Consider the following 18,257-nt stretch of genomic DNA (forward strand, 5'->3'; position numbering starts at 1 on the left):
CCGGATGCCGCCGCGGTGGTCACCGGGCCTCGAAGTCGAGGTAGGCCTTGGAGGGCTGCGGGCCGCAGCTGTGCTGGTACTTGCCGTCGTACAGCACCCGCTCGCCGGTCGCCTCCCAGAAGGTGACCTGACCGATCAGCATGCCCGGGTAGATCCGCACCGGCTGCACGGCGTGCAGCTGCAAGGTGAGCTGACCGAAGGAGCCGAGGTCGATCAGGTCGGCCGTGACGTGGACGAACAGGCCCAGGCGGGCGATGGAGGAGCGGGCCCGGATGATGGGCACGTAGTGGTCGCTGCCGATCCGCTCCCGGGTGGCGGCCAGGTAGATGCGGTTCGGCTGGATCTCGAACCCGTCGGCGGGGATGGGCCGTGTCTCGAAGGGGTTGTCGCGGGCGCAGTCCAGGACGTGGCCGGTGTACGTACCGATGTCCGTCCCGAGGTGGAAGTCGTAGGAGTTGGGCTGGGCGTGCTGCGCGTCGAAGGGTTCGATGCGGATGCGGCCGTCCTTGACGCGGGACGTGATCTCGGGGCCGGTGAGGATCATGCGGTCACCTCCTGGAAGAGCGGGCTGGGTGCGGCGCCGTCGCCGGCGGCCGCGCGGGGGGACCAGGGGGCGGGGACGCTGAGGGTGCCGTAGTGCCCGTGGTAGGGGGAGCGGTTGCCGGACGGCTGCCAGAAGGAGACCTGCCCGACGCGCATGCTGGGGTAGATCCGCAGGGGCTGGACGACGGTGATTTCCAGCGTCCAGCGGTGCACGGCGCCGAGCTGGCCGAGGTCGGCGGAGATCTGCAGGAAGCAGCCGAGCCGTCCAAGGGAGGAGCGGCCGATCAGGCTGGTGACGAAATCCTTGCTGCCGATCGTCTCGACGGTCGTGCCCAGGTAGACGGCGCCGGGCTGGAGCATGAAGCCGCTGTCGGGCAGGTCGATGGTGCGGGTGCGGGCGGGCACGGTGGGGTCGGCCGGGCGGCTGGTGAGCTCTTCGAGCCGGTTTCCGAGCCGGTAGTTGTAGCTGTTGGGGTTGAGCAGGTTCGGCTCGAACGGCTCGATGGTGATCAGCTTGTTGGTGACGGCTTCGCGGATCGCGGGTCCGGTGAGGATCATCGTGCTCCTCCGGTCTGCTCGGGGCGGTGGCCGTAGGCCTGCTTGAGCAGTCGGCGCCGGCTGGGGGACAGGTCGCTCTGGCCCGGGCCCATCTGCATGCGGCCGTGGGCGTAGCGCCACTGGTCGAAGATGAGGAGCTGGCCGGTCTGCAGCCGCACGGTGGTCCGCCGCGCCTCCGCGGCCGCCACGAGACGGCCGAACGCCGCTGCGACCTGCTCAGGGGCGCCGCCGTCCACCAGTTCGCCGCACTGGAGGTGGGGGAGCATCTTGGAGGTGAACCGGATCGGCTCCCGGCCGTCCAAGCGCTCGGGCAGGACAGGGAAGCGGGCCATCCCCTCACCGACGCCGTTCACCCCGCGGTCGGTGAAGTAGGAGAACACCGGCTGGCGCAGCAGGTCGAGGTCCACCTCGTCGAGGTCACCGACAGCGGCGTTGAGGTCGGACAAGGCGGAGGCGCCGCCGCCGGCCGGGTCCGCGCGCACGCAATACAGGGCGATCAGGCGCGGCGTGCGGTCGCGGTCGACGAGGTCGACGTGCAACCGGTTCTCGCCCACACCGTGGGTGCGCCCCGGGTCGACGTCGTCGCGGACCGTCAGCTCGTCCCAGCAGCCCCGGTCCGGGTAGAGGGCCAGGACCGTGCCCAGCGTGGACAGCAGGCTCAGCGCGAGGTCCAGGTTGCCGTCGTGGTTCTGGGGTTCGAACGTGATAAGCGCCCGGCCTTGGCCGGGGCCGTCGAAGGCGTCCGCGAAGGAGTCCGGTGCGGTCGGGCCGAAGGTCAGCTCACGGGCGTCCAGATGCAGCAGGTCGGTCATCACGTCTCCAGACAGGCGGTGAGGACGCCGTGCAGCGTGCACGGCTGGACAGGAGGCCGGGCGGGCAGTGCGAGGCGCTCGGCGAGGTACGTGGTGGTGGCGATGCGCCCCGGCTTACCTCTCGCCGGGGTGGGGGCGACGGTGAGGTCCTCGCCCAGTTCCCGGGCCCGCTCGGCGAGGGCCCGCGGCGAGTGGGTGCCGTCGAGCACCACCAGGTCGCTGTCGAAGGGCGCGCAGGCCCACAGCGCCGCCCGGGTCACCTCCGACGGCAGCCCTCCGCGCAACGTGTAGGTGTTGAGGACGAAGGCGTCGGCGCCCGTCGCACGCCGCGCCCGGGCCGAAAGAACGCGGGCGACGTCCTCGCGCCGGGGCAGGGCAGCCGCGAGATGGCCCACAGGCTGCTCCCCCCACGTCGTGAACGCCTCGAACTCCGCTTCCACGCCGGGCGCCGGGGATTCGGGGCCGCCTGGGGCGGGGCCGTCGTGACGAACGCTGAGGGGACCGTCTACGCCCAGGTCGAGGCGGAGCAGCCCGGCGCCCTGCGCGGCCGGCTTGACCACGTGCCGGGTGCCTTGCGTCCAGTGAGTCCACGGCGAGTGGCAGTGCGCGGAGATCACCGTGGTCAGCGGCCATCCGGACTCCTGGGCGGCGACATCGGCGAGGAAGCCGCTGTGGCTCACTCCCACCACCACATCGGCACCCGCCGACCGCAGCACCTCGGCCTCGGTGCCGATCAGCGCGGCCGTCGGGGCCCGGTACGTGAACCCCGCGCGCTCGGCGGGAGGGATCGCCTTGTACGCCTGCTCGCCCAGGTAGCCGACGATCCCGACGCGAAGCGATGCCCCGTGCAGCACCAGCCCGGACCGCCACCGGCCGGCGAAGGCGGACGGGGGAGAGAGATTGGCGCACACGACCGGCGGGAACGCCTCGGGATGACGCAGGCGCATCAGGTCGGGCAGGTCGTGGTTCCCGGGGACGACCGCGTCGTACAACTCGGCCAGGAGGCCCTCCTCCACGCGGCCGCCGGAGTAGGCGTGGAAGGCACTGCCGGAGAAGAAGTCGCCGGCGTCGATGGCGAGGGCCCCGGCCTTGCGCGCGGTGCGCAGCTCCGAGAGGGCGCGGTGGCCGTCGGGCAGCGCCGAGTGGAAGCAGCCGGTGGCGATCAGTTGCTGCACGTCGACCTCCGGCTGATCGCGAGGACTCGCAGCACGGTGGGCGCGGGAGGCCAGAACGAGGACCGGGCGATGCCGTCGACCTCTTCGGCCACCAAGTCGGCTCTGTCGCTGAGCAGCTCGGCGCTGGCGCTGGGTACGACGACCAGTCCGTACGCCACGCGGGAGCAGGTGAACACGTGCTTGATCAGGTCGGCGGACAGCTTGGGGTCGAACGGCATGATGGACACCAGCGCGCTGCCCAGGTCCAGGCCGCTGTCCAGGTCGATGCGGCGGACGTCGGCGAAGGTGACACGGGCCCGGGTTCCGAACGGGGCCAGCCGTTCCGTGAGGTGCTCCCGCAGCCGCTCGTCCTTCTCCACCGCCCAGATGCGGTGTCCGGCGGCCGCGATCGTGGACGAGAGGGTGCCCAGCCCGGCTCCGACCTCCAGGACGTGTGCTCCCGCCGGAATGCCCGCTCGCTCCAGCAGGGCGCGAGCCGCCTCCGGGGTCCGCAGGAAGTGCTGCCCGAGGTCTCCGCGGGTCTGGAAACCGAGAGCGGCATACCGGTCGGCCACGCCGACGACTTCGTCCACCGTCAAGGGTTGCTTGAGCACTGAGGAAGTCCTTTCGCAGGGCACCCGCTCGGCGTCAAGGGATGCAGGTGGGTGCGCACAGGGGCGCCGTGCAGACGGAGCCTGGGTGATGCGCCGCAGCGCCAGAGGGGTCGCCGGGATGATCGAGTGTCGATCAACTGTCTTTCCCGCCACAGGGTTTGACGGGGGTCCCGTAGGGGTCCCGCCGCTTGCGGCAGTACGCTCAGGCCGTGCCTGCCTGATTGGATTTCGTCGTGGACGATGAAGAGCGCACACCTCACCCGCTGGCCGCGCTGCGCCTCGCGCTCGGCTTGAGCCGCGTGGAGTTCGCCGAGGCCGTGCACGGCGCTGCCCGCCGTCGCGGACTCCGCTCCGGCGTCGACAAACACCGGGTGCGTAAGTGGGAGGTCAACGGGGTGCGGCCCGACGCCGTCTCCCAGATCTACATCGCGGAGGTCCTGGGCATCCCAGCCGGTGATGTCGACCATGCCGCCTGGCCTGCGTGGCTTCCTCTCGTCGACCAAGGTGTGGTGCCGCTCGGCCACGCCAGCACCGTGTCCGCTCTGCGAGAGGCCCTGCACACCATGGACCGCCGAACCCTGCTCAGTGCCATCCCCGGATCCGCGCTCGTCGTCCTGGCCGGGAGCTGGGCCGGAACCGAACCAACGGCCCTTGCCGACGGGCCCCCACGGCCCGGAGCCGCGGTGGGTGAGGAGCTTGTGACCCTGCTGGAAGAGACCAGCGCCCGACTCAACGCGCTGGCTACCGAGCAACGCCAGCACATCGCGCCCCTCTACGACGCCCACCTCGCCCGCGTCACCGACCTGATCGACGAACAGCGCTACACCCGCCCCCTGGGAGTACGCCTGCACAAGCTCGCCGCCAGCCTCTCCCAGACGGTCGCCTGGATCCGCTTCGACCACGGCCAGCACGGCGCCGCCAGCCGCTACTGGATCGCCGGCCTGCACAACGCTCACGCCGGAAACGATCGAGACATGGGCGCCGCCCTCCTCAGCGACCTCGCCTACCAGGCCTCCTGGCGCAACGACCCCACCACCGCCGCTGGCATCCTCACCAAGGCACTGAGCCGCACCACCCACCCCGCAGCCAGCTCCCTGCTGCACCTGCGCCTCGCACGCGCCCAGGCCGCGCTCGGCGAACGCCGCGCCACCCAGTACTCCCTGACCGAGGCCGAACGCCTGCTCGGCGCCGGTGACAACGGCGACGTCCCGGCCTGGTGCTCGTGGATGTCGCCCGCCGACCTCGCTGTCGACTCGGGCCGCTGCCTCCTCGACCTCGGCGACACCACCCAGGCGCACCGCCTCATCGCCGAAGGCCAAGCCCTCCTGCCGGCCAGCCGCGACAAAACCCGCGGCATCTTCCTCGCATACCGAGCTCAAGGCCACCTCAGCCGCCGCGAACCCGAAGCCGCGGCCGCCGACGCCCTCGAAGCCCTCCACCTCGCCGAACGGATCGGAGCCCCCCGGTGCGTCCAACTCGTCCGCGACCTGACCCCCGCCTTCACCCCGTACCGGACGGCACAGGGCGTGGCTGAGCTGCTGCACGCCGTCGCATAACGCGGGCACCGCCATCGGCGGCCCACCCATCGCGCTCACCTCGGAAGACGGCGGGGTTCGCGACCGGCCCACGAGCCCATATAAAGGAGTCATGGGGTACGCGAGCCGCCGCGGGGTCGCAGCGCCACCGTCGCGCTGGTGAGGATCCCCTGGATCGTGGCGAAGGCCCGCCCCGTCTCCTCGGCGATCTGCCGGATGCTTGGCTGCTGCTCGCCGGTGTACGCCTCGATGACGGCCCGGTCGAACTTGGCGCGGTCCTCTCCTGTCAGACGGGCGCCCTTGGATACGCGGGGCAGGCCGAGGACGGGCGAGGTGAGGGCAGACCTGGACGTCCTTCTGCCCGTGGTGTGGCGAGCGTGTATGGCGGACATGGTGTTTCTCCCGGTCAGATGGCGGTTTCGGCGTGGGCCAGGTCGAGGAAGCCCCCGGCACGGCCGAGCTTGTCGAGGAGGGCTTCGTAGTCGTCGGCGAAGGAGCTGAAGTCGGTCTGGGACACCGCGACGATTCCGGTGCTTTCGCCGCGGGTGATCCGGTCCAGGGCGAGGGCCAGCGCGGGGCGCAGGGCGAGATCGGTGCCTGGGCCGGTGGTGTCAGTGAGGGTGCGGGTGATGGCCCACCCTCGGTTCTGAGCAGCGGTGGTGGCGCATTTCGTGCGGGGCCCGGCGTCACGACCGGGTACGACGAGCACGTACACGTCCACGTACAGCTGCTCCTCCACCCCCTGGGTCAGGACGGCCAGCTGGGCCGTGCGCCGCTCACGCAGCGCCTTCGCGCCGGCCGTCTGGGCGTTGATCTGCCGCACCACGACGCCCCGCCGGGAGACCGGTGCCTTCACCGCGAGCTCCCGCAGTGCACCGCGAGGCTGTCCCCGGTGTGGAAGCCGGCGGCTCCCCGTACCGCGGCCTGCTCCAGGTGTGCGGCGGCGCCCACCATTGGCAGTGCCGAGGCGAGCAGGTACACGGCGTAGAGGGCCTCGGTCAGCAGTCGGGCGGTCACAGGGTCCTCCCGGCGGTGCCCGCGTTGGTGAGGCGGAGGATCGAGTCGCACATCGCCACGTGGCTGAACGCCTGCGGGAAGTTGCCGACCAGGCGCTTTCGTGCTGGGTCCCACTCCTCGGAGAGCAGCCCCAGGTCGTTGCTGAGGTCCAGCAGTTTCTCCAGGAGGATGCGGGCCTGGTCGGTGCGGCCGATCATGGCGAGGGCGTCGACGAGCCAGAACGAGCAGGCGAGGAAGGCGCCCTCGTCCCCTTCGAGTCCGTCGACTCCCACCGTGACGCCAGCCGTGGGGTAGCGCAGGAGGAAGCCGTCCGGGGTGGACAGCTCGCGCTGGATGGCGTCAATCGTGCCGATGACCCGCGGGTCGGTGGGAGGCAGGAAGCCCGTCTGGGGCAGGAGGAGCAGCGAGGCGTCCAGTTCCTTCGATCCGTAGGACTGGGTGAAGGTGCCCCGTTGGGGGTCGAAGCCGTGCTCGCAGACCTGGGTGTGGATCGTGTCGCGTACCTGCCGCCAGCGGTCCACGACACCGGGCTCTACGGTCGCCCCGCCGGACTCGACGAGGGTGATGGTGCGGTCCACGGCGGCCCAGGCCATGACCTTGGAGTGGACGAAGTGGCGGCGCGGGCCGCGGATCTCCCAGATCCCCTCGTCCGGCTGGTCCCAGACCGTCTCCAGGTATTCGGCCAGCTTGACCTGGAGGTGGGCAGCGGTCTCGCCCGGCCCCAGGCCGGCCTCCCGCGCGGCGTGCAGGGTCATGGCGACCTCGCCGTACACGTCGAGCTGCAGCTGGTGCGCGGCGCCGTTGCCGACCCGGACGGGCCGGGAGTCCTCATAGCCGGGAAGCCAGTTGAGCTCGACCTCGCCGAGCGAGCGCTCGCCCGCGATGCCGTACATGATCTGCAGGTTCTCGGGGTCGCCGGCCACCGCGCGGACCAGCCAGGTGCACCAGGCGCGGGCCTCCTCGCGGTACCCGGTGCGCAGCAGCGAAGACAGGGTGATCGCGGCGTCGCGCAGCCAGGTGTAGCGGTAGTCCCAGTTACGGGATCCTCCGATCTCCTCCGGCAGGGAGAAGGTCGGTGCGGCGACGATGCCGCCGGTCGGCGCGTAGGTGAGGGCCTTGAGGGTGATCAGGGATCGCAGCAGGGCGTCGCGGTAGGGGCCGTAGTAGGTGCAGTTGGCGCTCCACTGCGCCCAGTACTTCTCCGTCGTCTCCCGGGCGTCGGCGGCGTCGGGGACCGGGGGCGGCGTGTGGTGGGAGGGCTGCCAGCTGAGCACGAACGCGACGCGCTCGCCGGCGCGGACGGTGAAGTCCGCGTAGGTCGTCTCGTCCTGCCCGTACGTCGGGATGGCGGTGTCGAGCCACAGGGAGTCGGGTCCGGCGACGGCGTGGAGGCGGCCCTGGGCCGTTTCCACCCACGGGACGATGCGGCCGTAGCCGAACCGCATCCGCAGGGTGCTGCGCATGGCGGTGGTGCCGGTGATGCCTTCGACGATGCGGATGACCTGGGGGGTGCCCTCGCGCGGCGGCATCAGGTCGGTGATGCGGACGTGCCCGGTGGGGGTTTCCCATTCGGACTCCAGGATCAGGGTGCCGGGCAGGTAGCGGCGCCGTCCGGCCGCCGGTGCGGGGCGGTGGCTCGGGTGGGCGGGGCCGATGCGCCAGAAGCCGTGCTCTTCGGTTCCCAGGAGGTGGGCGAAGACGGCGTCGGAGTCGAAGCGGGGCAGGCACAGGGAGTCGATGGATCCGGTGCGGCTGACCAGCGCCGCGGTCTGCATGTCGCCGATCAGGGCGTAGTCCTCGATACGCGCGGGCATAGGTGTCCTTCTGCGGAGCGCCGACCGGCCCGAAGGGACCGGGTCGGCGCGGGTGAGCTGTCGGGTGGTGATGCGGCCGGGGCGGAACACTGCCCGGCGGCTGGTGGGAGGGTCAGCGGGGCATTTCGGAGGCGAGGATGAACACGGCAAGGAACAGGACGAACGTGCCGATCCGCCACCGGTTCAGCGTGGAGATCCGCCGGTCGGCGCCGTTCCGGGCCGGCGGCCGCCGCCCGTTACGCCGCGGCGGGAAGCGGGGCATCGGTGTGCTCGCGGAGCAGGTCGACCGCGTCCAGGACGGTGGGGACGGTGTGGTCGGGCATCGGGCCGGTGGGCGGCCGCTCTCGGCCGCCGGACACCCACACCGTGCGGAGCCCGGCCTGGCTCCCTCCCCGCACGTCCGCGTCCAGGTCGTCGCCGACCATGACGGCGGAGCTCGTGTCCAGGGCGTCCAGCGCGATTCGGAACAGGTCGGCATCCGGCTTGCGGATCCCGTACTCCCCGGAGATGACGACGGCTTCGAAGAGGTCCGCGAGGCGTGCGCTGCGCAGCTTGAGACGCTGCGCTGCCGGGTCGCCGTTCGTGATGACTCCCAGGCGCCAACCCTCCTTGCGCAGCGACCGGATCGCGGTGCAGACCTGTGGACGGTGGGGGACCAGCTCGGCGGTCCGCTGGCGGTATTGGGCGTGGAGGCCGACCAGGGACGTCTTGATGTCGTACTGGGCTTTCAGGTTGGCGAAGAACCGGTCCCGGCGGCCGGCGCAGCGTACTTCGGCGTCGTCCACGTCCTTGAGAGTGATGCCGTAGCGGGTGGCGAACTCCCCGGCCCACCGGTGGAAGCTGGTGGCGTGGTCGGTGAGGGTGGCGTCCAGATCGAAGAAGGCGATCTTGGGGGAGGGCATGGTGGGCGGCTCCAGGAGGCGAACACGGGGAGGTGGGGCGGCCGGGACAGCTTCCGGGCGGTGCCGGGTCGCGATGTCGGCGAGGACGGCGTGGAGGAGAAGCGGGGCTGTGTAGATGGGGCCGTGGCTCCAGCGGATCCATGCCGTCGCGGCATCGGCATTCGGGGCGGGGGGCAGGGTGAGGGTGGCTCCGGCGCCGACGTAGCGGGCCGGTGCGGGCCAGGCCGGATGGCCGGACTCCTGCGGGAGGAAGAAGCCCCACTCGTCGTGGTGCGTGAAGACCGATCCGACCGCGGTCAGGCCTAGGGCGTCGAGTCGGGCGACGGCTTCGCGAGCGTGGTTCTGGTCGACGAGCACGACGTCGAAGCCCTCCAGGAGCACCGGCCCGGTCCTGGCCAGGGTGAGCGTGTCCGCCAAGAGGTAGGCCCCACCACCGACGAGGTTCACCGCGGACTCTCGAAGAGGTGGGGGAGCGTCGCCCGGCGCGCCTTGGCCCTGTGGACCACGGTGGTGATGGCGATCGGTGCTGTGGTGAAGCCGCGCCGGATGTGGGTCTGGGCGCGGGTCGGGGCGCCGTCGGGGGTCAGGGTGGTGCAGTGGTCGGCGAGGGCCCGCAGAAGCGCCCGGCCTTGCATGAGTGCGAGGTATCTGCCCGGGCATCCGTGGGATCCGGTGCCCAGGGAGAGGTGTTTGTCGGCTCCGGGCCGCCATGGGTTGTATTCGTCGGTGGTCAGCCCCCACTTGCGGGGGTCGCGGCCGGCGGAGCCGATCAGCAGCCACACCCGCTCGCCGGGCTCCAGCCGGACACCGTCGAGGTAGACCCGTTCCCTGACGAGTCGGCCGACTCCCTGGACCGGGGCATCGAGCCGTACCGCTTCGTGGAAGGCGGCCTCCGCACAGGAGGGTTCTTCGCGCAGATGGGACCACTGGTCCGGGTGCCGGGAGAGTTGCACGATCGCCCCGGCCAGGCCGAGGACCGTGGAGTCGATACCGGCCGCCGTGTACGCGGCGGCGAGCGGTATGGCCTCGCGCCCGTCGATCTTCCCGGCCTCGACGGCCTGCACGATGGTCTCCATCCACGATCCGCGTCTCACGGTGCCGCTGCCGGCGGTGGCGCTGAGGAACGCCACCATCGCCTGCTCGGCGGGCGGCCCCGGCACGTCGGCGGCTGAGCCGTCGGCGGATGTGGCGAAGGCACTCGCCAGCGCGGGCACGCGGGTGCTCTCGGGCAGGCCCATCAAGTCCATCACCGTGCTGACGGCCATCTCATGGGCCAGCGCGACGGCGTCGAACCCGCCGCCGACGCTGTGCTTCGCGACCAGCTGCCGCGCTCGGTCCGCCAGCTGTCCTTGGAGGCGCGCGACGGCCCTGGGGGCGAGCCGATGCGCCAGGACCTGGCGCATCCGTACGTGCTGTTCGCCGTCACACGGCAAGATCACCCCCGCCAGGGGGGTGAGGAGCTGATCCCCCTCGGCGCGGAAGACATCGGGGGCGCCCAGGACCGAGGAGACCTCGTCGTAGCGGGGGATGGCCCACACGCCGTGGCGCTCCAGGTAGACCGCCGGCCCCATGCGGCGCATCGCCTCGTACACCGGGTAGGGGCTCTCCAGAGCCCGCTCGTCGAGAAGGTCGATGGAGGAGGTAGCGGTCGCGGACATGAGTATCTCCGGTGGCGTCGGACAACGGGCAGGTGGGTGGCGGCGGAGGTCTGCGCCGCAGGACCGGATCCGGCGTCGGACCGGAACCGGGCGAGGAACCGCGCACGCTCGTGGCGTTGGGGCTGGTGTGGTGGTGCCGGTCCCGTACGGCGGTGTCAGGTCCGCCGTACGGGACCGGCGGCTCTAGGGGGCGGGTGACTTCGGGGCGATCTCGTCCGTGCACAGCAGCCGGGCCCGATGCCCGGCGAGCCATCCGTTGGTCGCCTCGACCGCCCGTCTCTGCTCGGCGAGGGACGCACCGGGGGGCGCGAGGTCGGCGGCGGAGCGGACCACAAGGAGCTGCACCCGCCCGTCCTCGACGTCGCCGCGCAGCCGGGCGAAGCCGGGCCGCTGCTCCAGGGGCCACCCGAAGGCGGCCACGTCGTGCCGGCGTACGGCAACGTGCCGGCAGTACGACGCGCTCGCAGCCTCCAGGCGCCCGTGCTCGACCCAGGGGGGCCGCTCGGAATCCAGGTGCACATAGGTGGCAGCCACCGTGTGCCGGGCCAGGAACTCGCTGGTGACCCGCACGGTGTTCTCCAGCGCCCTGACGAACGCGGGCGCCGGGTTCAGCGCGTCGGCCGGCGCGATCTCCCCCAGCCACCCCCGGGCCCCGGCGACTGCCCGACCCAGCTCGGGCGGGAGGAGCAGTGCGTCGATCGAGTGCAGCACCGCCTCCAGGCCGCGGCGCAGCTCGGCAACCCGCCAGACCCGGACGTGCGACTCACCGTCCACCGGCCCTGCCGGGAGCGGCCGATGGTCCCGCCGGATGGCCGTGCTCACCGCGCACACCGTCTCGGGACCCTGGCGAACGTTCCCGCCCTGTGACCCCAGCCGGGGCGGCTTTCGGCGGTGGGACCCGCTCACCGTCGGCCTCCCGTGTCTCGCTGCGCGGACCGTGCCGCGTCCCCGGCCTCGGGAGTCCCACGATCGTCCGGGGGCACCGCCTGGCCTACGGAGCGGACCCCGCGGCTGAACGCAGCCATCCGGCCGGCACTGGTCGCCCCGGCCGCGGTCACATCGGGGGCGCGACCGTGGTGCTGCGGCTCGTCGGCGACGGGCGCTCGGAGAAGCAGCCGAGAGGGGAGGTGGAGGATGGCGCGGACACCGCCCTGATGGCGGGGGTCCAACCACACCTGGAAGCCGCTGCGCCGGGCGAGGGCACCCACCGCGGGGTGGCCCAGCCGTGTCCCCAGGGAGGTGAGCGGGACCCGGTGCTGTCCGGGCAGGACCGCGGCCGCCCGCTCGTACCCGGCCGGGTCCAGCATGGACCCGACGCTGTCGACGACGATGCTGACACCTCCATGCGCGTACATGCACCCCACGGAGACGCTGCTGCCAGGAGTGGAGTGCCGGGTGCCGTTCTCCAGGAGTTCGGCCAAGGCGACCGCAATCGGCTCGACCACCGGCCCCCGCACGAACTCGCCATGCCGGTTGGTGATCTCCACCCGCCGGTAGTCCCGCACCCGGGACTGCGCACCGCCCAAGACCTCCATGAGAGGGCTGTCCGCGCGGTGACTGCTCACCTCCCGGCCCGTCAGGACGCCGATGATCTGCATCCGCTGGACCAACAGCGTCACCCCGTGGTCGACGGCGTACGCGTGAGCGAGGACCTGTTCGTCCCCGACGTGCCCCAGCAGCTGTCCCATCGCGCTCAACGGAGGAGCGGCCTGGGCCACCAGTGGTCCGAGGATCGCCTGCAGCTGTGTCTGCGCCGCAGTCTCCGTCCGGGACGTGACGGCGGCGACGAAGTCGGCGCTCTGGCGCAGTACCGCCTGAAGCGACCTGCCGAACTGCGTGGTGGCCAGGTGCGGATGGAGCAGAGGCCCGGCCTCGGCCACGCCGGCCGCGATGAGGGCGGGCAGCCGGACGCCGGACAGGTGGCCGGCCTCCTGATCGCGTAACTCGATCTCCCTGCCGAGGGTCGTGTTCTGCTCGCGGCTGTGCCGGAGAGCGGTGTTGGCCCGCCCGGCCGCCCGCCGGTAGTACCAGGTCGCCGCGGAAGCGACGGCCATGCCGGCCGCAACACCGGCCGGCACCATCTCGTTCAGGACCACCATGGTCAGCTCCTCACCGACGAAGAAGGGGAAAGGCGAAGAACGCGGGCCGCAGTCCGCAGGTAAGAAGGGGAGCCGGTCACTGGACGGCTCCGGCCGGCTCTACGGCGCCTTCGTCCTCGACATGCCGCGTGTGCGAGGGGACGGGGCCCGTGAAGGGGATCCACGTCGCCCGCAGAGCCTCGGCCAGCAGCCACGGGTCGAGCAGCGTCCCGGACCCGTCAGGAGGCACCGACCAGAACCGGGAAAGCCTCGCCGCCTGCCCCGGCATCGGGCAGAGCAGCTGCTCACCTCGGGTACCCGTCAGCAGGATGCCTCCGGGGATGTCGCGGCCATCGTGAAGGACCGGGTGGACCAGGAAGGCGTAGACGTGGCCCGCGTTCAGGACCGGACCCATCGGCACACCTCCTGCGGTCAAGTAGGAGCAGGCCCTGCGAGCGGACGCTTCCGGAACCTTCACGACCTCCCACCTTCCGTGCCGTCCGCCGATCGGGAGGGCCGCAATCGGGCTCCTCGCCCACGGGTTCCGGACACTGGTGGGCCGGTCGACGCCGGCCTCCTGCGCCAGCCAGTTCGCCCCCGGCGGCAGCTCACGGCTCATCCGCACACGACGCGCAAGGCCGGGACCGAGCGGCGGGCCGGCTGCGGAGCCGTCCGCTTCGCTGCCGTGCCCGCAACGGTCGGGAGGGGCCGGTGCGGCGGGTAAACCTGTCCGTCCGGACCCAGCGCGCCAGAGTCCTCGAAAAGCACGACTCCGTTGCACAGAAGGCTGTATCCCAGGGCCGGAACGCTGGCGAGGACCAGCGCGGCCGCCCGGTCCGAGGCAGCTGCGGGCGGGCATTCAGGCTGGTGCATGCAGATCAGCCCGGACCGGCCCATCTCGACCAGAACCGCGTGCACGTGCTGCGCGAACTGGCGCAGATGGACGCGTGATTGTACGAAGTCACCCGAGGGCTCCACCCAGGCCAGACGGCGAGCCTCGGCGAGCAGCGCGGGCAGCTCGGTGGAAGCGGACGCTCGGTCGACGAGGGGGCCGAGCTGCATGAGGTGGCCGCGCAGACGCAGGACCACATCGTGCACGTCTTGGTCGCTCTCCACGGCTTCGGAGGCTTCGTCGAGGACGAGCGCACAGGTCTCACGGGTCGCGGTGGCAACCGACCGGACGATCGACGGGACCGTCCGGTCGGACTCCCGTCGCGCCTGCTGCCCCTTCGGACGGCGGGGCTCGTTCCGAGTCGGGTAGTTCATCGGGTTCTCCTCACCTGAGCATCTGGTTCGGGCGCCTCGCCCTGCGATCCGGGGGACGAGAACGACGACTTCCGCACATCCAGGAGCGGTTGGAGGAATATCGTCTTCACGAGACAACCGCTTCCGGCGCCGCAACGACATCCCGGGCGGGGCGCAGAGTCGGTGCACGTAGTGCAAGATCGTTTTGGAGACAGGGGCGCACCATGGGGCGCACGCGCAATGTGCGGCTGGAAGCCGCGATCCAGGAGCTGGGCCTGCCGCACGCGCGTCTCGCAGCCAGATTTCGGGCGGTCGCCGCGGAGATCGGAGCCGCCGAACTGGCCGCGACGGCCCCGTCCTCGATCACCCGGTGGATCTCCGGCACACGCCCGAGCGGCCGAGCGGCGCATATCTTGGCCGAAACGCTCTCGCGGGGCCTGGGCCGCACCGTCACCGTCGTCGACCTCGGTCTTGGCGCCGAAGTGGGTGACGACCTGAGTCCGCTGCAGTGGAGCGTCGACACATTGACGACACTCGTAGACCTCGGGGGCATCGACTTGGACATGGACCGCCGGCGTGTGCTGGCCAGCTCGGCGTACTCCGTCGCGGGCCTGGCTCTTCCCTCTCAGACGTGGTGGGAAGAGGCCGGCGAGCGCGCTCGCGCCCGCACCCCCGTCGCAGCCCACACCGTTACCCTCCAGGATGTCGAGAACGTCATGGAGATGACCGCCTTCTTCTCCCGGCGGGACCAGCAGCGCGGTGGCCGCGGAGCCGGACGCACGGCCCTCGTCGCCTACCTGCGCGCCGAAGTCGCTGACTACCTCGCAGGACGCTTCGTCTCCGAAGGGGTCCGCTGCGCCATGACCTCGGCGGCTGGAGAGCTGGCCTACCTCGCGGGATGGACGGCCTTCGACGCGGGAGAACACCCGGTCGCGCTCCGCTGGTTCACCCTCGCCACGCAGCTCGCCGAGGAAGCCCGGGACGCGCCCCTTGCCGGACACGTCCTGCGCGCCATGGCCCACCAGGCCGTCGACCTCCACCAGCCCGCCGAAGCCGTGCGGCTGTCCACCGCCTCCCTCGAAGGGAAGCGGTACGCGGAGGCGAGCTGGCGGGAGAAGGCACTTATCGGGGTGGTCCACGCCCGGGCCCTGGCCGCTGACGCCCGCAGGAAGGAAGCCGCGGCAGCCCTCCTCCAGGCCGAGAAAGACCTCAGCCGAGCAGGAGGTGACGACGAACCTGGCCGGGTCTGGTTCTTCTCCGAGGCAAGCCTCGCTCACGAGACCGCGGCAGCCCTGCGCGATCTCGGAGACCTCCGAGGCGCTCAGCAGCAGTTCGAGCGCAGCGTCCGCACCCGCGCGAAGCCCTTCGCCCGAACCCACGTGGTCACCATGGGCTACCTCGGATCCGTTCAGGTCGCCCAAGGCCAGGTCGAAGCCGCGTGCGCCACCTGGTCCCGAGCACTGGACGCCATGCCCGGCATCGCCTCCGGCCGCGTCCAGGACACCGTCGTCCAGATGCGCCGGGCTCTGCGCCCTGTCCTGGCCCGCGGCGGCCGCGTGGCATCGGACCTGGACCAGCGGGCCCAGGCGGTGCTGCACGGCGTAGGGTGATCGCGCCAGAACGTGGGGAGCTCGGCGAGAGCGCCGGGCGGGGGGAGTGAGGTTGCGTCTATGACCGAGTCCGAGACGTATCAGCTGGAAGTCATCGCCACGGTGATCGGCGGCCATACCGAGGTGAAAGACGACTACCAGGGGGAGGTGGAGTCGATCATCCGACTCCACGACGGCTACCCCCTGGATACCCTCCAGGGCCTTGACGAGTTCTCCCACGTAGAGGTGCTGTGGAAGATGCACCGGGCGAAGCCGCAGGACGTCGAGCTGCACGCCCGCAGCCCCAGGGGCAATCCGACGTGGCCTGCGACGGGTACCTACGTGCACCGCAACCACCGCCGGCCGAACCAAGTAGGCACCTCCCACCCGAAGCTGGTGCGGGTGGAGGGACGCGACGTCGTGGTCACCGGTCTCGACGCCGTCCACGGGACACCGGTACTGGACCTGGCCCCGTGGTTCCCGCAGATGGGGCCCCAGGGAGACGTACGCGTTCCGACTTGGGTCGACGAGATGCTCGCCGACTACTGGGCGCCGGCAGCCAACCGGCCCCCGGAGCGGTAACCGCGCCCCGGCAGACCGCCGCAGCGCCACAACCGGGCGGGGCGACAGCGGACGTGAGTCCGCCGAATTGGAGGTCATCAGATCTCTTCCACGAGCTTGGCGAATCGTCAGGATGGGGGCGGTCCGTGCACCGCCGAGGCCGGAACGGTTGCGCCTGGCCACCAAGGTCACGGCGGCGGCGGAGCACCGAAAGATCTCAGCGCAATACGGAGCGGGGTTTCGATCGCACCACCAGTCGGCAGAGGGCACGGCTCCTCTGCTCGCGGACTCCACGGCGGCGTATCCCACCTCCGACGGGGCGACGGCGGCAGGATCAGCCGTCCGCCCGGCCCGGATTCGACCAGCACGCCCGCCATGGACTTGAGCCCTGAACCCGTACCCGCCGCGACCAGGACAACGACCTGTTCACGCCCATAGGCCAGAGCCGGTACCTGGTCCAGTGCGCCCCGCCCGAGCAGCACCAGCAAGTCCGCGCCCACCGCGTACGGCACGGTGACGGCGTCGAACGCCGAACACGTCGTGCTCACCACGGCGTCGAGGCTGAGCTCCAGTGCTGCGGAAGCGCACCTCGCGGAGACCAGGGTGTCGTCCACGATCAAGGGCCAGCCCAGCACTCGCTCGTACGCCTCCAGGGACGCGCGGGTGTCGCGGGTCCGCGGCGGCCACTGCGCCACGGCGGTCACCGGACTTCCCCGGCGCCATGGGCAAACGCGCCCGGCCGGGTCGTCCTGTGGGCGCTCGGCAGTACTGCGGTGGCGCCAGCCCAGCTGCGCGCAGTGGCCTGGGCGGCGGCGAAGCCGTCGGTGAGCTGGAACAGGGGGGTGCCCAGAGCGCGTACGCACAGCCGGGGCCCGATGAAGGCGGTCCGGGCATGGAGGTAGCGGTGGTTGTCGATGAGGTACCCCTGTCCCGGCTGGAGGTCGAGCCGGTTCTCGTGTGCGCTGATGGCGCTGCGGAGTGCGGGCAGGTAGCCGGTCACGAGCGGACTGAACTGGCCGAGCTCGTCCTGTCGGAACCGGATGGAGAGCCGTCCTGCAGGATGCGGGGTGAAGATGCTGGACGGATGGCCTCCGCCGCCCCCGTAGAAGGCGGTGCCGCGACGGGACATTGCCTCCATCGCTTCTGGAGCCCGGGTGGCCAGATTGCCCTGGATCGCGCGCCCGTCCGTCAACAGCACTTCCCCGCCCGACGTAGCGGGCCGCAGGCAGACCAGGAGCATCAGCCGGGGCGGCGTCGGCGTTCCGGACCGCTCCGTATGGGCCCGCAGCTCGCCGCTTCCCAGCCCTGCCAGACCTGGCCGCCGTGAGGCACACCCGATGTCTTTGATGGTGGTGAGGCCGTCCGGGTCGCTGTCCGGGTGGGGCGCCAGCGTCATGATCTGCTGGAGGAAGCCGAGCACCGCCTTGCGGGACAGGAGCCCGTCTACGGTCACCGCGCCGAGCTCCCTGAGCTGTCTGGCGATGACGCTCCCGGACCCGTCGTCCCGCGGATCGACGTAGAAGTCCTCGAACCGTGCGCGCGTACGAGTAGGCGTCAGCATTGATGGGCTCCCTCGCGAATCGGCAACGTACGACCAGGGTCCGGACAGCACCGCTGCCCGGTAAAGCGACAGACTGTCGATACGGACAATCCGGGCAACCGGTGCGACAACCGGAAGGCTGCTGCTACGTTCCGAAGCGCCTCTCCACCCAAGACATTTAGGGAGTTCTTATGCCGTACCAACCGTCGCTGTGGCCTGTCTCGGTCAAAGCCGTCGCGCTCGATCAGCACGGACGCGTCGTCCTGCTGCGCAACGAGAGGGAGGAGTGGGAACTGCCCGGCGGACGTCTGGAGATCGGCCCGCCCTCCGGCTCGAACCCGGCCGACAGCAGCCCGGAGGAGGCCCTGGAGCGCGAGCTGCGGGAGGAGACCGGCTGGACGGTCAAGGCCGGGAAGATCCTGGACTCCTGGGTCTACGAGCCGCTCCCCGGCCGGCGCGTCCTGATCGTCACCTACGACTGCACCGTGCTCACCCCTGACGACGTGCCGGTCGTCAGCCACGAGCACACCCGCATCGACCGCTTCACCGAGGACCAGGTCCCGGACCTGACCATGCCCGACGGCTACAAGCGGTCCATCGCCGCCGTGTACGCCGCCCGGGCCGCGAGGTAGACGCC

21 protein-coding genes and 1 pseudogene are annotated in these 18,257 nt (G+C 71.3%); 4 read left to right on the forward strand and 18 right to left on the reverse strand.

The annotated features are described in order from the left end of the window. Positions 1-19 precede the first annotated feature (19 nt). From dcd to ACIQZO_RS19680, 5 genes are read right to left on the reverse strand one after another with little or no spacing between them, the layout of a single operon-like run. On the reverse strand, positions 20-544 hold the full coding sequence (gene dcd, locus ACIQZO_RS19660; RefSeq protein ID WP_403627649.1) for a dCTP deaminase: 525 nt from the start codon (positions 542-544) through the stop codon (positions 20-22). Further along, positions 541-1,101, reverse strand: coding sequence for a dCTP deaminase domain-containing protein (locus ACIQZO_RS19665; protein ID WP_403627651.1), 561 nt, complete (start codon positions 1,099-1,101; stop codon positions 541-543). The genes dcd and ACIQZO_RS19665 overlap by 4 nt, the downstream gene beginning before the upstream one ends. Beyond that, positions 1,098-1,913, reverse strand: coding sequence for a TauD/TfdA family dioxygenase (locus ACIQZO_RS19670; RefSeq protein WP_403627652.1), 816 nt, complete (start codon positions 1,911-1,913; stop codon positions 1,098-1,100). Before ACIQZO_RS19670 ends, ACIQZO_RS19665 begins: the two co-directional genes overlap by 4 nt. After that, complete coding sequence (locus tag ACIQZO_RS19675) at positions 1,913-3,088, reverse strand: phosphodiesterase (RefSeq protein WP_403627654.1); 1,176 nt, start codon at positions 3,086-3,088, stop codon at positions 1,913-1,915. Before ACIQZO_RS19675 ends, ACIQZO_RS19670 begins: the two co-directional genes overlap by 1 nt. Further along, a complete protein-coding gene (locus tag ACIQZO_RS19680; RefSeq protein ID WP_403627656.1) occupies positions 3,076-3,681 on the reverse strand; it encodes an rRNA adenine N-6-methyltransferase family protein in 606 nt (201 codons plus the stop codon). The genes ACIQZO_RS19675 and ACIQZO_RS19680 overlap by 13 nt, the downstream gene beginning before the upstream one ends. A gap of 233 nt (positions 3,682-3,914) precedes the next feature. On the opposite strand from ACIQZO_RS19680, the gene ACIQZO_RS19685 reads away from it, so the two are divergent. Continuing rightward, entirely contained in the window at positions 3,915-5,237 is a 1,323-nt protein-coding gene (locus ACIQZO_RS19685; protein ID WP_403627658.1) for an XRE family transcriptional regulator, read from the forward strand. 89 nt (positions 5,238-5,326) lie between these two features. Here ACIQZO_RS19685 and ACIQZO_RS19690 read toward each other — a convergent pair whose 3' ends face one another. The 11 genes and pseudogenes from ACIQZO_RS19690 to ACIQZO_RS19740 form a co-directional block, all read right to left on the reverse strand. Further along, the gene (locus tag ACIQZO_RS19690) at positions 5,327-5,608 is read right to left on the reverse strand and encodes a helix-turn-helix domain-containing protein (protein WP_403627659.1); all 282 of its coding nucleotides are present in this window, start codon (positions 5,606-5,608) and stop codon (positions 5,327-5,329) included. 14 nt (positions 5,609-5,622) lie between these two features. Then, positions 5,623-6,072 carry a hypothetical protein gene (locus ACIQZO_RS19695; protein ID WP_403627661.1) on the reverse strand — a complete coding sequence of 150 codons (450 nt, stop codon included), beginning with the start codon at positions 6,070-6,072 and terminating at the stop codon, positions 5,623-5,625. Beyond that, on the reverse strand, positions 6,069-6,233 hold the full coding sequence (locus tag ACIQZO_RS19700; RefSeq protein WP_403627663.1) for a hypothetical protein: 165 nt from the start codon (positions 6,231-6,233) through the stop codon (positions 6,069-6,071). Before ACIQZO_RS19700 ends, ACIQZO_RS19695 begins: the two co-directional genes overlap by 4 nt. Beyond that, positions 6,230-8,047, reverse strand: a complete 1,818-nt coding sequence (locus ACIQZO_RS19705) for a glycoside hydrolase family 15 protein (RefSeq protein ID WP_403627665.1) — start codon at positions 8,045-8,047, stop codon at positions 6,230-6,232. The genes ACIQZO_RS19700 and ACIQZO_RS19705 overlap by 4 nt, the downstream gene beginning before the upstream one ends. A 236-nt stretch (positions 8,048-8,283) precedes the next feature. After that, positions 8,284-9,396 (reverse strand): HAD family hydrolase, encoded by a 1,113-nt coding sequence (locus tag ACIQZO_RS19710; protein ID WP_403627667.1) that lies wholly within the window; start codon positions 9,394-9,396, stop codon positions 8,284-8,286. Further along, a complete protein-coding gene (locus tag ACIQZO_RS19715) occupies positions 9,393-10,607 on the reverse strand; it encodes a cytochrome P450 (protein ID WP_403627668.1) in 1,215 nt (404 codons plus the stop codon). Before ACIQZO_RS19715 ends, ACIQZO_RS19710 begins: the two co-directional genes overlap by 4 nt. 183 nt (positions 10,608-10,790) lie before the next feature. Beyond that, positions 10,791-11,429: a hypothetical protein gene (locus ACIQZO_RS19720; protein ID WP_403627669.1), complete on the reverse strand. Its 639-nt coding sequence runs from the start codon at positions 11,427-11,429 to the stop codon at positions 10,791-10,793. Between the two features lie 80 nt (positions 11,430-11,509). Then, positions 11,510-12,706 carry a hypothetical protein gene (locus ACIQZO_RS19725; RefSeq protein ID WP_403627671.1) on the reverse strand — a complete coding sequence of 399 codons (1,197 nt, stop codon included), beginning with the start codon at positions 12,704-12,706 and terminating at the stop codon, positions 11,510-11,512. Between the two features lie 76 nt (positions 12,707-12,782). Then, positions 12,783-13,100: a hypothetical protein gene (locus ACIQZO_RS19730; RefSeq protein WP_403627673.1), complete on the reverse strand. Its 318-nt coding sequence runs from the start codon at positions 13,098-13,100 to the stop codon at positions 12,783-12,785. Positions 13,101-13,300: 200 nt separating this feature from the next. Continuing rightward, positions 13,301-13,564 (reverse strand): DUF5999 family protein, encoded by a 264-nt coding sequence (locus ACIQZO_RS19735; RefSeq protein WP_403627815.1) that lies wholly within the window; start codon positions 13,562-13,564, stop codon positions 13,301-13,303. Positions 13,565-13,600: 36 nt separating this feature from the next. After that, positions 13,601-14,092, reverse strand: a pseudogene (locus ACIQZO_RS19740) (DUF6415 family natural product biosynthesis protein); the annotation flags it as partial. A gap of 62 nt (positions 14,093-14,154) precedes the next feature. Between ACIQZO_RS19740 and ACIQZO_RS19745 the strand changes: the two are divergent. Beyond that, positions 14,155-15,540, forward strand: coding sequence for a Tat pathway signal protein (locus tag ACIQZO_RS19745; protein ID WP_403627675.1), 1,386 nt, complete (start codon positions 14,155-14,157; stop codon positions 15,538-15,540). Positions 15,541-15,600: 60 nt separating this feature from the next. Continuing rightward, on the forward strand, positions 15,601-16,101 hold the full coding sequence (locus ACIQZO_RS19750) for a TrmO family methyltransferase (RefSeq protein ID WP_403627677.1): 501 nt from the start codon (positions 15,601-15,603) through the stop codon (positions 16,099-16,101). Between the two features lie 167 nt (positions 16,102-16,268). Here the strand turns inward: ACIQZO_RS19750 and ACIQZO_RS19755 are convergent, their stop codons facing one another. Together ACIQZO_RS19755 and ACIQZO_RS19760 are read right to left on the reverse strand one after the other, a co-directional pair. Beyond that, positions 16,269-16,784 (reverse strand): hypothetical protein, encoded by a 516-nt coding sequence (locus ACIQZO_RS19755; protein ID WP_403627678.1) that lies wholly within the window; start codon positions 16,782-16,784, stop codon positions 16,269-16,271. Continuing rightward, positions 16,781-17,641 carry a TauD/TfdA family dioxygenase gene (locus ACIQZO_RS19760; protein ID WP_403627680.1) on the reverse strand — a complete coding sequence of 287 codons (861 nt, stop codon included), beginning with the start codon at positions 17,639-17,641 and terminating at the stop codon, positions 16,781-16,783. Before ACIQZO_RS19760 ends, ACIQZO_RS19755 begins: the two co-directional genes overlap by 4 nt. Positions 17,642-17,811: 170 nt before the next feature. On the opposite strand from ACIQZO_RS19760, the gene ACIQZO_RS19765 reads away from it, so the two are divergent. Beyond that, positions 17,812-18,252 (forward strand): NUDIX domain-containing protein, encoded by a 441-nt coding sequence (locus ACIQZO_RS19765; protein ID WP_403627682.1) that lies wholly within the window; start codon positions 17,812-17,814, stop codon positions 18,250-18,252. The last annotated feature ends 5 nt before the right edge of the window (positions 18,253-18,257 follow it).

This window comes from Streptomyces sp. NPDC097617, from assembly GCF_044761485.1.
Taxonomy (GTDB): Bacteria; Actinomycetota; Actinomycetes; order Streptomycetales; family Streptomycetaceae; genus Streptomyces.